This is a genomic window from Bacillus sp. GW823-FHT06B01 (assembly GCF_058952315.1).
Window position 1 is genome coordinate 336,253 of the sequence record NZ_JBXAHR010000004.1, and the last position, 14,483, is coordinate 350,735.

A 14,483-nucleotide genomic window follows, 5' to 3' on the forward strand; every position below is an offset into this window, starting at 1 on the left:
GTTATGATAATATAAAAAGAAAGAATGATATAAATGGTGGTGAATGGAGTCGTGGAGGCATGGATTTTTGAAATAATGCGGGCGGTTGGACGTTTTTTCTTACACCCTGCTGTCTATGTATTTTTAATAAGTAGTATCTTCGTTGGATACTTACGTATGTTACGAGAACGAAAGGATTTTTCCTTTAAAGTTTATGATATTTGGTTTGAACTGCGAACATCTTTATTCCCAGGAGTTAAATACGGACTAATCGTATCTATTCTTACAATTGGACTTGGACTTGTTGTTTCTAAAGCAAGCTTATGGGCCATCTTATTATGGACGTTATTATTTGGATTAACGGCTATGTATCGATATTTATCAGCAGCTTATACGTTTAGTATCGCGATTGTATGTGTTCTATTATCTTCTAAGCTACCAGTTTCCTTCTTACAGCTTGGAGAAGGGGAAGAGAGTACGATTGTATCTCTTGCTATTTTGCTAGGCGTCATGCTCGTTGTAGAGGGCTTGTTGATTTCTAAAAATGCAGTAGGATATTCGACGCCGAAGATGAGGAAGGGTAAGCGTGGATTAAAGGTCGGCTTACACGAATCAAAGCGTTTATGGATCGTTCCTATTTTTATTCTTGTACCAGGTGACGCGGTAACGCAGTTTATTTCATGGTGGCCTGTCGTTTCAATTGGTTCACATACATATTCTTTATTCCTCGTTCCATTTTTAATTGGATTTATGAGAAGGATTAGAAGTTATGAACCGACGGAAGCTTTATTATTTACAGGAAGACGTGTATACGGATTAGCAGGACTTGTGCTAGTTTTAGGAATCGCAAGTTATTGGTGGCATGTACTTGCAATTATTGCGATGGGCGTTGCGATGCTTGGACGTTTCACAATTTCCATGCAAGAGAAAATTGCGGATGAAACAAGACCAGCGTACTTCGCTGCACGTAATGATGGACTCGTTGTATTAGATACAATCCCGAATACAATTGGGGCAGAGCTGAATTTACTACCTGGAGAAATGATTACGAAAGTAAATGGAGTCATTCCAAGAAGCACAGAAGAGTTTTATGATGCACTTCAAACGAAGACGACAGGAGCATTTTGTAAATTAGAAGTATTAGATACAAACGGAGAGCTTCGCCTTGCTCAAACGGCGTTATACGCCGGAGGACATCACGAATTAGGTATTGTATTTGTTCAGCAGGAGCATGAGTGGGATTCGGAAGCTATGTAATAGAAGTGGGGTGTCACCAATAGGTGATACCCTTTTTGTATTGGATGAGGGCAGTAGAGTAGTAAACGAAATTTATATCGGCGATTATTGGGAGATATCAGCGTAACTTGAATTATATCGGCGATTATCGGGATATATCAGCGCAACTCGAATTATATCAGCGATTATTCAAATATATCGACTTTCCGGCAAAAAACGACAACTATCGCAAACCTTCTTTTGAAGTTTCATAGACGGATAACTTGAATAATTATTTGATAATGGTTATCATTTAGGGAGTCTTTTTAATTTTGGAAAATGGAGGTAAGATATGCTACGTAAATTTTTTTCTTACTATAAACCGTATAAAGGTTTATTTATACTCGACTTTTCTTGCGCAGTTGTCGCAGGGTTACTAGAACTTGGCTTCCCGCTTATCGTAAATCAATTTATTGATAAGTTATTGCCAGGACAAAACTGGACGCTTATTTTATGGGCTTGTTTCGGTTTACTTGCAGTGTATATATTAAATGCAGGCTTACAATATGTCGTTACATATTGGGGACATATGCTTGGTGTTAACATTGAAACGGATATGAGACAGAAATTATTTGATCACATTCAAAAGCTATCATTCAGATTTTTTGACAATAATAAAACAGGTCATTTAATTTCACGTCTTACAAACGACTTAATGGAAATTGGAGAAATTGCTCACCATGGGCCAGAAGATTTATTTATCGCTGTTATGACTTTAGTTGGGGCATTCTCATTTATGATGATGATCAACTGGAAGTTAGCGTTATTAACGTTCTTCGTTATTCCATTCCTATTGTGGTTGGCACTTTACTTCAATAAAAAAATGACAGGTACGTTTAGACGTTTATTCTCAGACGTTGCTGATTTCAATGCATGTATTGAGAACAACGTTGGCGGTATCCGTGTTGTACAAGCATTCGGAAATGAAAAGTTTGAGAAAGAGCAATTTGCTGTAAACAATGCTCGTTTCCGTACAACGAAATTAATGGCGTATAAAATTATGGCGTTAAATTCATCGATTAGTTATATGCTCATGCGTCTCGTAACGCTCTTCGTCTTAATATGCGGTACATGGTTTGTTCTGCAAGGTGAATTAACGTACGGTGGATTTATCGGATTCGTTCTATTAACGAATATTTTCTTCCGCCCAATTGAAAAAATTAATGCGGTAATCGAAAGCTATCCGAAAGGGATCGCTGGTTTTAAGAGATATGTAGAGCTTCTTGAAACAGAGCCAGATATTGTAGACTCTAAAGATGCGATGGAAGTTAAACATGTACATGGTGATATTCAATATAGCAACATTACATTCGGATATGAAAATAAAGAACCGATTTTAAATGATATTAGTTTGAAAATACATGCAGGTGAAACAGTTGCTTTCGTAGGACCATCAGGAGCTGGAAAAACGACGTTATGTAGTCTATTACCACGTTTTTATGAACAATCGTCTGGATCGATTCAAATTGATGGTATTGATACGAAAGATATGACGTTATCTTCACTTCGTAAGCAAATTGGAATTGTGCAGCAAGATGTGTTCTTATTCTCAGGAACAATTCGTGAAAATATCGCTTACGGAAACTTAAAGGCGTCAGAAGCTGAAATTTGGCAGGCAGTAAAACGTGCGCAGTTAGAAGACTTAATTTACTCACAACCAGACGGTTTAGATACCGTTATCGGTGAGCGTGGGGTGAAACTTTCTGGTGGACAGAAGCAGCGTCTAGCGATTGCTCGTATGTTCTTGAAAAACCCGCCAATTTTAATATTAGATGAAGCGACTTCCGCATTAGATACAGAGACGGAACTGGCGATTCAAAAATCACTTGCTGAACTATCTGTGGGCCGTACAACATTAGTTATCGCTCACAGACTTGCAACGATTAAAAATGCAGATCGTATCGTCGTTGTAAATAAAGATGGTATTGCAGAACAAGGTTCACATGAGGAACTAATTGAACAAGGCGGAGGATACAGCAGGTTATACGAAGCACAGTTCAGTTCGTAAATATAATTTCTGCTGAATTAGTGCACCATAAGTAAGTGAAAATCTTATATGGGAGGCTATGAAGCATGATTGTAACAACAACGTCTACAATTCAAGGAAAAGAAATTATTGAGTATATCGATATCGTCAATGGAGAAGCGATTATGGGCGCGAATATCGTTCGTGACCTTTTCGCCTCTGTCCGTGACGTTGTCGGCGGTCGTGCGGGCGCTTATGAAAGTAAATTAAAAGAAGCGCGCGACATTGCAATGGAAGAGATGAAAACTTTCGCAAGACAAAAAAATGCGAATGCAATTGTTGGTATCGACGTGGATTACGAAGTAGTTCGCGAAGGAATGCTAATGGTTGCAGTGAGCGGAACTGCTGTCCGTATTTAAAGTGAAAAGCCGTGCTGATGCACGGCTTTTCACTTTTATTAATGCTATTCTATGTCGAAGTTCCAATATTTCTTGGGAAATGCGGAAGGCCCTGTCGATATATAGGGAAGACATTAGAGCGCTTCTTTACATTTTTGGATTTGAACTAATAATGTTTCGTATTCTTGTTCGAGAGATGGGATATCATCGTGATGATTTGGCATGGAAATTCGGCCGATAATTTCTGTTAATTTTGTTTGTAATCGTAATAATTCTTGTTCAGTTACGTTTACAGAATCCCCGGTGGTTCTTTTTGTGTATTGCTCGTAATTACCGTGGAATATTCTTGGTTCACTCTCATCTACTTGTAGAATATGGTCTGCAACAGAGCGAATAAAGGCACGGTCATGGCTAATGAAAAGTATTGTGCCAGGATATTCTTGTAACATGATTTCTAATTCTTCTTGCGTCGCTAAGTCTAAATAGTTTGTCGGTTCATCGAGCAGAAGCATATTATAGTTTCCTAAAAATACTTTTGCGAGTGCGACCTTCATTCGTTCGCCGCCACTTAAGACATGTACAGGTTTATGAACATCTTCACGGCGGAATAAAAGCCGTGCAAGTATTGTTCGAACGAATGCTTCTGTATAGTTGGTTTCTTCTAGAACGTTCTCTAAAATGGTTTTATCTGTTTTTAAAATTGATAGTGTTTGTTCAAAGTATCCAATTTTACAACTTTTCGAAAGCTGAATGCCACGCTCGTTTGCGAGAAGCATGTTGAACAAAGTTGTTTTGCCGCTTCCGTTTGCACCTAAAATAGCAAGTTTTGCACCAGGGGCAATAGTTCCATTCATATTTTTAAATAGTGTGCGGTCGCCTATTTTCTTTGTTGCTTTATTGAACTGTACTGCCACTTTACTATGAATGGGTGTATGGTATTGCACGTCAAACTGAGTCTGAGAAAGATCCTTTGGCTTTTCTTTCTTTTCTAGTTTTTCGAGACGTGTTTCTAATGCTTTCGCTGCTTTGCTAACCTGTTCTTGGCCATGAGCCCCGCTTAACTTATAAAGTTTAGATTCAGATGAACTGAAGCGAGTTGGGATTTTTGTCATATTAGAAGCACGTTGCTTTTTTTGTGAAATTGATTGCTCTAAACGATTTTTTTCTTGTATATATTGATCATATTCTGCTTGTTTTTGTGTTCGTTCACGTTCTTTTTGCTTTCGATAGTTGGAATAGTTTCCTTTATACTCTTGAATCGTCCCGTCTTCAATTTCAATAATTTTTGTACATATATTATCTAGAAATTCACGATCATGTGATATTAAAACAAGTGACCCTTTATAAGATAAAAGTGCCTTTTCTAATTGCTCTGTACCAACCATATCTAAGTGGCTTGTTGGTTCATCAGCAAATAAAATTCCTGCATCTTGTTCGAGAGCATGAGCAATCTTTAGCCGCATTCGTTCACCACCGCTCATTGCATCTGTAACGTTTGAAATACTCCATTTTCCTTTTGCGAGAGCAGAAGTGGTTTCCGGTAGTTCCTCGCTAAGTTGAGGAATGATGCTGATAGAACTATGATGAGTTACTATGCCTTTGTCAGCTTCTGTTTCTTTACTTAATATTTGTAATAACGTAGATTTACCAGCTCCGTTGACTCCGACAATCCCTATGCGATCCTGTGCTTGAATTTCCAGTGATGGTAACGTAAATAGTGTGCGATCACCAAAGCTCTTTTCAATATTGCGTGCGAATAAAATAGTCATAAAAAAACCTCCCTAGTTTCACTAGAGAGGATAAACGTCGCCCTTGCATGTAAAAAATCGTACATAAATAAACGATTTTTTTACATGATCGTTTCGAAAGAAAGTATCGACAAATGGACAGACTAATCCTCTGCTAGTTTTCATCATTTTTTGTTCACTATTTGTGATGGATGAAATAAATAAGAGAATTAGAACTTCATTGGTCAAAGTACCTTCCTTTCATAATGTTACTTTTATTGTATGCGCATACAAAATGGTTTGTCAAACTTATTTCTATTTACTATTTTTGAACTTATTATTATACAATTGTACTTTTGCTAGAGCCTCAGCATCATTTTTGATTTCATCCAATCCATTCGCATCCCCAATAACATACCCTTCAAATGATGAACCAACAAAATCAAAGATATATTGGAACTGAGCAATAAGCGGTAATGCTTTCAGCTTTGGATCGTCTCCGCCAACGATGACAACGTACATTTTTTTACCTTTCATTTTTTCTTTGAAATGAAGAGATGTATCGCGCAAGCTTTGTGACCAGCGATCGACGAAGTTTTTCATATGACCGCTCATTCCATACCAGTATAGCGGTGTAGCAAAGATAATTGTGTCGTGCTCTAACATACGCTCGATTAACTGCTCGTAGTCATCATTTACAGGTTGGAATCCTTCTGCATCATGGCGCTGATCTATGATTGGGTGGACGATATGATCACGCAAGTAAATTTGTTCTGTTTCAATTCCATCAATCACCATATGTGTTAAAGCTTCTGTATTTCCGTTTTGTCTTGAACTGCCATGTATAACAAACATGTAATCATCCCTTTTCTTTTGTTTGCTTTAGGAGTGAAACGTGTTTTTGCAAATTCGTTTGAATGCTAGAAAGTAATGAGATTTGCTTCGTTACTTCATTAAGTTTATCTTCATAAAGCGTAAGGATACTGCTGCAAGGATTTTCGTACAGGTGCGGCTCTATTTCGAGGCAGCGCAGCATCCTTGCCGTCTCTTCTAAATTTAAGCCAATTTGTAAGTACATTTGAATAAGCTCCACTTTTTCAATGGCACTTTCATCAAAATCACGATAGCCATTTGCGAGGCGCTTCGAAGGGAGTAATCCCTTTTCTTCGTAATGTCTTAGTGATCTTTCGCTAACGCCAGTTTCTTTTGATAACTCCCCGATTCGCAATGCGTTTCACTCCTTCTACATGTATTGTAAACCTTCACACTAATGTGAGGGTCAACTCTGTTTTTTCGCAAAAGAATCTACATGATTTAAAAACACTTGAATAGCTTTAGACGGGATGAAGTATTTGCCGCGCACGATGGAGAATGGACGGATGAGTTGTTCATTTGGAACTTCGACGTGAAATAGCTCTTTTGCCAGTAACTCTTTCCGTACAGTCCAATCAGAAAGTATAGCGATGCCAAGCCCAGCACTAACTGCTTCTTTCACGCTTTGGATACTACTGAATGTAAAGAAGCGCTTCAATTTTAAATGGTGTTGATGAATAAAGCGGTCACTATAAGCGCGTGTTCCAGAACCACTTTCTCTTAATACCCATACTTGATCTTGGAGTGTGCTTTCATTTATTTCATTTGTGCGGAGCAGTGGATGATTTGGCGGGACGACGAGCTTCATTTCATCTTGCATAAACGTTTCAACGTCCACGTCGGCGTATACGACTTGCCCTTCGACTAAGCCGATATCGATTTGATTAGAGCGAAGGCTTTGCAAAACGTCTTCTGTATTTGAGATAAAGGTATGAACTTCAACGTGTGGATTTTCATTCGCATAGTTAGCCAGTATTTTTGGAAGTAAGTATTCGCCAATTGTGAAACTAGCACCGATGCGAAGAGTTCCTGTTACAACGTTATGTAGCTCGTTAATTTCTTGTTTGGCTTCTTCGTAAAGAGAGAGCATTTGCTTTGCGTGTATATATAATATGTTTCCAGCTTCCGTCACTTGAACGTGCTTCGGAGAGCGCTGAATAAGAGTAGTGCCAAATTCGTTTTCTAAGTTGCGTATGTGCATACTTACGCCAGGCTGTGAAAGGTTTAATAATTCTGCTGCACGGGAGAAGTGTTTCTGTTCAACGACAGTAACAAAGATTTTTAAAATGTCTACGTTCATGTAATAGGCTCCTTTCTTTTTCTATCATCTTATCATAAGTATTTCTAATGATAGAGATTCAATATTGATATTAAACTTATTATAGAAACTCTCTTATAATGTAAGTAGAAAGAACATGCATGTTCCAATACGATTATTGGAGTGGTTCAAAGTGGAACAAACACTTGTTATACAAAAGAAGAAGGGCTTTGGATTTTCACAAGGAATTGGGATTACATTATTAATCGCAATTGCTGCGAAATATTTAGCAGAGCTTCCATTTTTAAATATTATGGGACAATTAGTGATTGCTATTCTAATTGGGATGGTTTGGCGTGCGGCAATTGGAGTTCCTCATGATGCGATTGCCGGGACGAACTTTGCGAGTAAGAAGTTGCTTCGCTTTGGGATTATCTTACTTGGAATGCGGTTAAATCTTGTTGATATTGCGAAGGCAGGGCCGAAAGTATTGGTCATCGCTGCCGCTGTTATTACATTTACGATTTTCGTTGTATATGGGCTAACGAAAGTATTTAAGGTAGAAAAGAAACTCGGAATTTTAACAGCGTGCGGAACAGCAATTTGCGGCGCGGCTGCGGTCGTGGCAATTGCACCGCAAGTGAAAGCGAAGGATGAAGAAACGGCAGTTGGGGCAGCGATTATTGCAATTTTAGGTACAATATTTACACTTATTTATACGCTATTATACCCAGTGCTTGGCTTCTCACCGTATGGATACGGTGTATTCTCAGGTGCGACGCTGCATGAAATCGCCCATGTCATCGCAGCTGCGGCACCAGGAGGAAGTACGGCTGTAGACATCGCAGTTATCGTGAAATTAACGCGCGTTGCAATGCTTGTGCCAGTAGCCATTTTAATTGGATTATGGTTTGGTAAGAGTGAAGGTAGCGAGGAAAAAAAATCGTGGCGCGACCTTCCAATTCCGTGGTTCATCTTCGGGTTTTTAGCAATGAGTGCAGTGCATTCGCTCGGGGTTATACCAGAAGTTGTTGCTGGATATATTGTTGTTCTTGCTTACATGCTTATTGCAATGGCGATGGCGGGGCTTGGTTTAAATGTAGAGTTTAAAACGTTCCGTAAGTTAGGAAGTAAGGCATTCGTGGCGGGGCTGATCGGCTCGGTTTTCCTTTCTATTCTTGGATACGTTCTTGTATATGCATTAGGATTTATGTAGTAGGACGAAGAAGCTGTTCCAAAAGATATTTTTGGACAGCTTTTTTATGTTTATAGTGCTACGGGTGTCGATATATTAAAAAAATAGCTGATATAAATTTAATTACGCTTGTACTTTGTTAGAGAAGGTGATCAGTGAAACGTTTTTCTAAAATTTGTAAAGATATCTTTACTTATAACTGGAAAATATTTATAATTAAAGTAAAGATATCTTTACTTTCGAAGGTGGAGCCTATGGGTGTGAAAAATAAAATAAAAGAGTTAAGAAAGCAACATCATATAACGCAAGTTGAAATGGCAAAGGCGATGCAGGTGACGCGGCAGACGATTGTGGCGATTGAAAACCATCATTATAACCCGAGTCTAGAGTTATCCCTAAAAATCGCCAAATATTTTGGGGTGAAGGTGGAGGAAATATTTACGCTAGAGTAAGGGGAGAAAAAATGAACGATACTAAAAAGTTATTTATCGGTGCGACTTTTGGATTGTTTTTGGGAGACATTGTAGTTCATAGTATGAATCCGGCTATACCAATTTTACCGCTCGTCGTGAGTAACGTTTTAGCAATTGTATTTTTAATGGTGTATTCGTATTACAAAAAGCGTAAGTACAAAAAAGAAGAACTTCCAGATATAGATGAGCGAGTAAATGAAAATACAAAAAAATATGTAAATGTCTCATTTATATTCGCGTTTCTATTGCTTATTGTTTATATTGTTGCGAGTAAAGCGATAGGCAGAGCTGTTATACCAGTGCAAGAAATATTTATGATATGTAGTTCCTTATTTGCGGGTAGTCTCATCATAGGAGTCATGATAGGGAAACGAGCATAGCGATAGGAGGAATGAAAAATGCAAGATGAGTTTGAGAGATTTCAGTCAGATAAAGCGTTTAAATATGTAGGGTTATTTTTTTCGATTAGTTTAGCGATATGGAGTTTATATAATTTAATTGTTGATGGAAATGCTGGTATGCCGTTTGTTTTATTTGTACTAGGGCAGTGGGTGTATTTTCTCGTAAACTATTGGCCGAAGTGGAAATATAGAAATCAAAAAGAGGCTGATCATGTATGAGTAAACAAGATATTATACGGTTCATAGGCAGTTTATTTTTAGCGGGTCTTATTTTAAATGTGAGTTTAATGATTTTAAGTATTTCGTGGGGAACAATCTTCATATCGAATGTAGCACTAGTCATTTTATATAGTATTGCGGAATATAGAGAACAGAAGCGTTTGAAAGAAGAGGGAGTACCGTCGATTGATGAGCGAGTTGTGAATAAGATGAAGTCATATTTTACGATTAGTATTACAAGCTTCGTGTTCTTGTTCATTATGTATCTTTGTGTAAATAAGTATTTAGATAGGCAAGCAGTACATGTAAATGAGTTATTATATATTGTCATTTTTGGTTTATTAATAAGTATGGCATCGACGAGTGTGTTAGCAACAAGGAATAGGTAGAAAAAAGGGGAACTGGGATGGGATTACCGGTATTATGTGTCGCTACGGCTATTTTTGCTTTGTTTTGGGGAATGCAGAATTTCTCTCGTAATCCAGTACCGAGTATTTTTATTATGCTTGGTACTGTAGGTTTATCATATTATTTATTAGTTTCAGCTCATTATCATAAAACAGCAACGAGTGTTGTTGTTGGCGCACTTATTTTATTTTGTGGGCGTGCTGTACAAAAAGGGTTATTTCCGTAAAAGCTGTTTATACGAAGAGTATAAACAGCTTTTTGTATTTTTTTTACAAAAGGCTTGAAAGTGACGTTACGTCATCTTTTATAATGAAGAGGAAGAGGTGATGGTAGTGATTTCAATACAACAATTGACGAAAGAAACAGGGGTAACAGTACGTACATTACGTTATTATGATCAAATAGATTTATTAAAGCCGAGCGGGAAAACAGAAGGCGGGCATCGTTTATATAGTGAAGCTGACGTAATAAGGCTGCAACAAATTTTATTTTTAAAGGAAATGGGATTTTCATTAAAAGAGTCTGCGAATATGTTAGTAAAAGGTGAGCTTAACTTAAAGGATTCGCTTGAAAAACAACTTAGATTTGTAAAGGAAGAACAAAAGAAATTCAATCGAATGGAGCGCGTATTACAAGCTGTTGTTTATTCGGTAGATGTGGAAGGGGAACTTGATTGGAAAGTTATGTTTGAACTGATCCAGCTTTCGAAACAGTCGTCTCGTATACGTGAAATATTTCAAAATGAAGTATTTTCAAAGGAAGAACAAAAATTGCTTCATAACTTGCCAAATATGAGTGAAGAAGATCCGAATGTTTTAGAATGGGTAGATTTATTAAAGCAATTACGTACTTTTATGAAAGACGGCAAAGAAGCAGCGAGTGATGAGGTACAAGGGGCAACGAAGAGATTAATGCAGAAATGTTTAGAAATGGCCAATGGTGACGAAGCGTTTTTAGATAAGTTATGGGAAGTTAGAAAATCGAAGGAAGATTCACAGAAAATGAGCATGTATCCAATTGAAGAAGAACTTTTATTATATATGGAAGAAGCTTTTCGTATATATGATGAAAAGGAGATGGATAAATGAGTATACTTGCAGAATATCGTTGGTATTTTTTAATTGGGGCAGAGATTGTATTTTGGTTATCGGCTATCGGCTTCTTTTTACTTCGTTACGGATTCCGTTTGAAGAAGGCGAGCTTTATTATGGGGATTGTACTCCTCGTAAATGAAGTGTTTATTTTAACCTTAGGGGTAGTGGACTATTATCAAACAGGGAAGTTCTCTAACTTTCAAATCATTACGGTAATTATTTTATTGTATGCAGTTTTCTACGGGAAAAAGGATTTGAAGAAGCTTGATATGTTTGCGCAAAAGCTAGTTGCGAAATGGCGGAATGAACTAGCGCCAACTATGGAAGAGCACGTAGAATTAACAGGTATGGCCTATGCGAAACAGGAAATAAAAAATTGGTTATTACATCTTGTTTTATTCGTTGTTGCGCATATTTTCTTTTTCTTTCTGTACGGTTTTGTCCCGTTTGAACAATGGCATAATTGGTTAGAAACGGGGATTGTTTTAAATGAAAAAGCAAGTCGTGTTAGCCAAGTTTGGGCGATTATACTTTTAGTGGATACAGTTATTTCATTTTCATATGTTCTTTTCCCGAAGAAGGAAAAAGAAAAAGAGAAGCTACTTTCATAGAGGAAAGTAGCTTTTTCTAGTATACCAATAGTTTGTATAGGAGAGGATAACAATAGGAAAAACAGGTTTTATATGCTTATTTCTCTTTAGTTTAGTAGCATGCTCACAACCTAACATTGACATTGATAAGAAGAATGATGTCATTGTAAAGAGAGCAGTAATTTCCAATCTAGATAATTTTGAAAAGTTCGTTTTGAATGTTGACCAAGGGAAAGTTGATAAAATAAGAATTGTGCAGTATACCCATGAAGGTGATCCGATTTTTCAAACGGTAGAGCATAGTGAGAACGATATACTTTATGTGTTAGATAATAGAAAAGACCAATTTGCTGGTGAGCATAAAGGATTACATAAAGATAGTTGCAAAAGTATTGTTAAAGAGCAGGGAGAATTAGAAATCACTTATAGGTTAATAGATTGTACGAGTAAAAATGGGCGCAATGGATATGATTTATTATATGTACCTAAAAAATAGAGTTAGTAGAGGAAGGAAGTTTTTACTCCTTCCTTTTTCTATGTATATATTGTCGAAAATTTTACCGAATATCTGTTCGTTTTCTTGGTTTTTTTATGAGCATTCGTGGTAAAATGGGAATACAGATTTTTTACGAGGAGGTCGGTTTTGTTTGGAACATCAATTTGAAATTATCTCAGCTTATTCCCCGCAAGGTGATCAGCCGGTAGCTATAGAAAAGCTTGTAGAGGGAATTAATAGTGGGAAGAAAAAGCAAGTGTTGCTTGGAGCAACAGGAACGGGTAAGACATTTACGATTTCAAATGTCATTAAAGAAGTGCAGAAGCCAACACTTGTTATGGCTCATAATAAAACGTTAGCAGGACAGTTATATAGTGAGCTGAAAGATTTTTTTCCGAATAATGCAGTTGAATATTTTGTTAGTTATTACGATTATTATCAGCCAGAAGCGTATGTGCCTCAAACAGATACGTTTATTGAAAAAGATGCGCAGATTAATGATGAAATCGATAAATTGCGTCACTCAGCAACATCTGCACTATTTGAACGGGATGATGTGATTATTGTTGCGAGTGTTTCGTGTATATATGGTTTAGGTTCTCCAGAAGAATACCGCGAGTTAGTTGTTTCACTTAGAGTTGGTATGGAAAAGGACCGCAATCAATTGCTTCGTGAACTTGTTGATGTACAATATGGACGTAATGACATTGATTTCAAGCGTGGTACATTCCGTGTGCGCGGAGATGTAGTTGAAATCTTCCCAGCATCACTTGATGAGCATTGTATTCGAATTGAATTTTTTGGCGATGAAATCGATCGTATTCGCGAAGTAAATGCGTTAACAGGTGAAGTATTAGCAGAACGTGATCATGTAGCAATCTTCCCAGCATCTCACTTCGTTACACGTGAGGAAAAAATGAAGGTCGCTATTGAAAATATAGAAAAAGAATTAGAAGAACGTTTAAAGGAATTAAATGATAATGGCAAGTTGTTAGAAGCGCAGCGTATAGAACAGCGTACACGTTATGATTTAGAAATGATGCGTGAGATGGGCTTTTGTTCAGGGATTGAAAATTATTCCCGTCATTTAACACTTCGTCCGGCGGGTGCAACGCCATATACGTTAATAGACTATTTCCCGGAAGATTTCTTAATTGTTATGGATGAGTCACACGTATCAGTACCACAAGTAAGAGCGATGTATAACGGGGACCAAGCACGTAAGCAAGTACTTGTGGATCATGGGTTCCGTTTGCCATCAGCTTTAGATAATAGACCGCTTACGTTTGATGAGTTTGAAGGAAAAACGAATCAAGTTATTTACGTTTCGGCAACGCCAGGACCGTACGAGTTAGAGCAGGCACCGGAAGTAATAGAACAAATTATTCGTCCAACAGGGCTTTTAGATCCACCAATTGATATACGACCAATTGAAGGGCAAATTGATGATTTATTAGGAGAAATTCAAGATCGCATTGCCAAAAATGAACGTGTATTAATTACGACTTTAACGAAGAAAATGTCAGAGGATTTAACAGACTACTTAAAAGATGTAGGAATTAAAGTGAATTATCTCCACTCTGAAATTAAAACGTTAGAACGTATTGAAATTATCCGTGACCTTCGCCTTGGTAAGTTTGACGTACTTGTCGGTATTAACTTATTACGAGAAGGATTAGATATTCCAGAAGTATCACTTGTAGCTATTTTAGATGCTGATAAGGAAGGGTTCTTGCGTTCAGAGCGTTCATTAATTCAAACAATCGGTCGTGCAGCACGTAATGAAAACGGACGCGTTATTATGTATGCAGATCGTATAACAAGATCAATGGGAATTGCAATTGAAGAAACACAGCGTCGTCGTACTATACAAGAAGCTTACAATAAAGAGCATGGTATTACGCCGAAAACGATTCAAAAAGGCGTGCGTGATGTTATCCGTGCAACGACAGCTGCTGAAGAGCCGGAAATGTATGAAGCGGCACCAGCTAAGAAGATGACGAAAAAAGAGCGTGAAAAGACAATTGCGAAGATGGAAGCAGAGATGAAAGAAGCAGCAAAAGCGTTAGATTTCGAGCGTGCAGCTGAATTAAGAGATTTACTATTAGAATTAAAAGCGGAAGGGTGAACA

The 14,483-nt window shown here is 37.5% G+C and carries 17 protein-coding genes; 13 read left to right on the plus strand and 4 right to left on the minus strand.

Annotation, left to right across the window (positions count from 1 at the left end):
* The first annotated feature begins 51 nt into the window (after positions 1-51).
* The 3 genes from AC1Q8N_RS20165 to AC1Q8N_RS20175 all read left to right on the plus strand — a co-directional run bounded on the left by AC1Q8N_RS20165 (position 52) and on the right by AC1Q8N_RS20175 (position 3,639).
* Positions 52-1,236, plus strand: coding sequence for a PDZ domain-containing protein (locus AC1Q8N_RS20165; protein ID WP_141522829.1), 1,185 nt, complete (start codon positions 52-54; stop codon positions 1,234-1,236).
* A gap of 310 nt (positions 1,237-1,546) precedes the next feature.
* Positions 1,547-3,262, plus strand: coding sequence for an ABC transporter ATP-binding protein (locus AC1Q8N_RS20170; protein WP_000944610.1), 1,716 nt, complete (start codon positions 1,547-1,549; stop codon positions 3,260-3,262).
* A gap of 65 nt (positions 3,263-3,327) precedes the next feature.
* The gene (locus AC1Q8N_RS20175; RefSeq protein WP_000637523.1) at positions 3,328-3,639 is read left to right on the plus strand and encodes a heavy metal-binding domain-containing protein; all 312 of its coding nucleotides are present in this window, start codon (positions 3,328-3,330) and stop codon (positions 3,637-3,639) included.
* A 113-nt stretch (positions 3,640-3,752) separates the two neighbouring features.
* On the opposite strand, the gene abc-f is transcribed toward AC1Q8N_RS20175, so the two are convergent.
* The 4 genes from abc-f to AC1Q8N_RS20195 form a co-directional block, all read right to left on the minus strand.
* Positions 3,753-5,387: a ribosomal protection-like ABC-F family protein gene (abc-f, locus tag AC1Q8N_RS20180; protein ID WP_493521353.1), complete on the minus strand. Its 1,635-nt coding sequence runs from the start codon at positions 5,385-5,387 to the stop codon at positions 3,753-3,755.
* A gap of 273 nt (positions 5,388-5,660) precedes the next feature.
* A complete protein-coding gene (locus AC1Q8N_RS20185; protein ID WP_098068798.1) occupies positions 5,661-6,200 on the minus strand; it encodes a flavodoxin family protein in 540 nt (179 codons plus the stop codon).
* 4 nt (positions 6,201-6,204) lie between these two features.
* Positions 6,205-6,573, minus strand: coding sequence for a MerR family transcriptional regulator (locus tag AC1Q8N_RS20190; protein WP_046955576.1), 369 nt, complete (start codon positions 6,571-6,573; stop codon positions 6,205-6,207).
* A 51-nt stretch (positions 6,574-6,624) separates the two neighbouring features.
* Positions 6,625-7,518 (minus strand): LysR family transcriptional regulator, encoded by an 894-nt coding sequence (locus tag AC1Q8N_RS20195; RefSeq protein ID WP_098047301.1) that lies wholly within the window; start codon positions 7,516-7,518, stop codon positions 6,625-6,627.
* 151 nt (positions 7,519-7,669) lie between these two features.
* Here AC1Q8N_RS20195 and AC1Q8N_RS20200 point away from each other — a divergent pair, with 151 nt between their 5' ends.
* The 10 genes from AC1Q8N_RS20200 to uvrB all read left to right on the plus strand — a co-directional run bounded on the left by AC1Q8N_RS20200 (position 7,670) and on the right by uvrB (position 14,480).
* A complete protein-coding gene (locus AC1Q8N_RS20200; RefSeq protein WP_048542509.1) occupies positions 7,670-8,692 on the plus strand; it encodes a YeiH family protein in 1,023 nt (340 codons plus the stop codon).
* A gap of 233 nt (positions 8,693-8,925) precedes the next feature.
* Positions 8,926-9,123: a helix-turn-helix transcriptional regulator gene (locus AC1Q8N_RS20205; RefSeq protein ID WP_000538359.1), complete on the plus strand. Its 198-nt coding sequence runs from the start codon at positions 8,926-8,928 to the stop codon at positions 9,121-9,123.
* 11 nt (positions 9,124-9,134) lie between these two features.
* Complete coding sequence (locus AC1Q8N_RS20210) at positions 9,135-9,524, plus strand: hypothetical protein (RefSeq protein ID WP_098131610.1); 390 nt, start codon at positions 9,135-9,137, stop codon at positions 9,522-9,524.
* Between the two features lie 18 nt (positions 9,525-9,542).
* Positions 9,543-9,764, plus strand: a complete 222-nt coding sequence (locus tag AC1Q8N_RS20215; RefSeq protein ID WP_048542505.1) for a hypothetical protein — start codon at positions 9,543-9,545, stop codon at positions 9,762-9,764.
* Positions 9,761-10,153: a hypothetical protein gene (locus tag AC1Q8N_RS20220; protein ID WP_048542503.1), complete on the plus strand. Its 393-nt coding sequence runs from the start codon at positions 9,761-9,763 to the stop codon at positions 10,151-10,153. The genes AC1Q8N_RS20215 and AC1Q8N_RS20220 overlap by 4 nt, the downstream gene beginning before the upstream one ends.
* A gap of 17 nt (positions 10,154-10,170) precedes the next feature.
* Positions 10,171-10,398, plus strand: a complete 228-nt coding sequence (locus AC1Q8N_RS20225) for a hypothetical protein (protein WP_098047304.1) — start codon at positions 10,171-10,173, stop codon at positions 10,396-10,398.
* A 100-nt stretch (positions 10,399-10,498) separates the two neighbouring features.
* The gene (locus AC1Q8N_RS20230; RefSeq protein ID WP_098088767.1) at positions 10,499-11,260 is read left to right on the plus strand and encodes a MerR family transcriptional regulator; all 762 of its coding nucleotides are present in this window, start codon (positions 10,499-10,501) and stop codon (positions 11,258-11,260) included.
* Positions 11,257-11,877 (plus strand): hypothetical protein, encoded by a 621-nt coding sequence (locus AC1Q8N_RS20235; RefSeq protein ID WP_493521354.1) that lies wholly within the window; start codon positions 11,257-11,259, stop codon positions 11,875-11,877. Before AC1Q8N_RS20230 ends, AC1Q8N_RS20235 begins: the two co-directional genes overlap by 4 nt.
* Positions 11,878-11,923: 46 nt before the next feature.
* Complete coding sequence (locus tag AC1Q8N_RS20240; RefSeq protein ID WP_048542499.1) at positions 11,924-12,352, plus strand: DUF4362 domain-containing protein; 429 nt, start codon at positions 11,924-11,926, stop codon at positions 12,350-12,352.
* A gap of 151 nt (positions 12,353-12,503) precedes the next feature.
* Entirely contained in the window at positions 12,504-14,480 is a 1,977-nt protein-coding gene (gene uvrB / locus AC1Q8N_RS20245; RefSeq protein WP_098721103.1) for an excinuclease ABC subunit B, read from the plus strand.
* The last annotated feature ends 3 nt before the right edge of the window (positions 14,481-14,483 follow it).

Bases quoted from the DNA above. Each gene is read 5' to 3' on its own strand.
- AC1Q8N_RS20185 (WP_098068798.1), bottom strand. From the start codon at position 6,200: ATGTTTGTTATACATGGCAGTTCAAGACAAAACGGAAATACAGAAGCT.
- AC1Q8N_RS20235 (WP_493521354.1), top strand. From the start codon at position 11,257: ATGAGTATACTTGCAGAATATCGTTGGTATTTTTTAATTGGGGCAGAG.
- AC1Q8N_RS20210 (WP_098131610.1), top strand. From the start codon at position 9,135: ATGAACGATACTAAAAAGTTATTTATCGGTGCGACTTTTGGATTGTTT.
- AC1Q8N_RS20230 (WP_098088767.1), top strand. From the start codon at position 10,499: ATGGTAGTGATTTCAATACAACAATTGACGAAAGAAACAGGGGTAACA.
- AC1Q8N_RS20170 (WP_000944610.1), top strand. From the start codon at position 1,547: ATGCTACGTAAATTTTTTTCTTACTATAAACCGTATAAAGGTTTATTT.
- AC1Q8N_RS20225 (WP_098047304.1), top strand. From the start codon at position 10,171: ATGGGATTACCGGTATTATGTGTCGCTACGGCTATTTTTGCTTTGTTT.
- abc-f (WP_493521353.1), bottom strand. From the start codon at position 5,387: ATGACTATTTTATTCGCACGCAATATTGAAAAGAGCTTTGGTGATCGC.
- AC1Q8N_RS20205 (WP_000538359.1), top strand. From the start codon at position 8,926: ATGGGTGTGAAAAATAAAATAAAAGAGTTAAGAAAGCAACATCATATA.
- AC1Q8N_RS20195 (WP_098047301.1), bottom strand. From the start codon at position 7,518: ATGAACGTAGACATTTTAAAAATCTTTGTTACTGTCGTTGAACAGAAA.
- AC1Q8N_RS20220 (WP_048542503.1), top strand. From the start codon at position 9,761: ATGAGTAAACAAGATATTATACGGTTCATAGGCAGTTTATTTTTAGCG.
- AC1Q8N_RS20215 (WP_048542505.1), top strand. From the start codon at position 9,543: ATGCAAGATGAGTTTGAGAGATTTCAGTCAGATAAAGCGTTTAAATAT.
- AC1Q8N_RS20175 (WP_000637523.1), top strand. From the start codon at position 3,328: ATGATTGTAACAACAACGTCTACAATTCAAGGAAAAGAAATTATTGAG.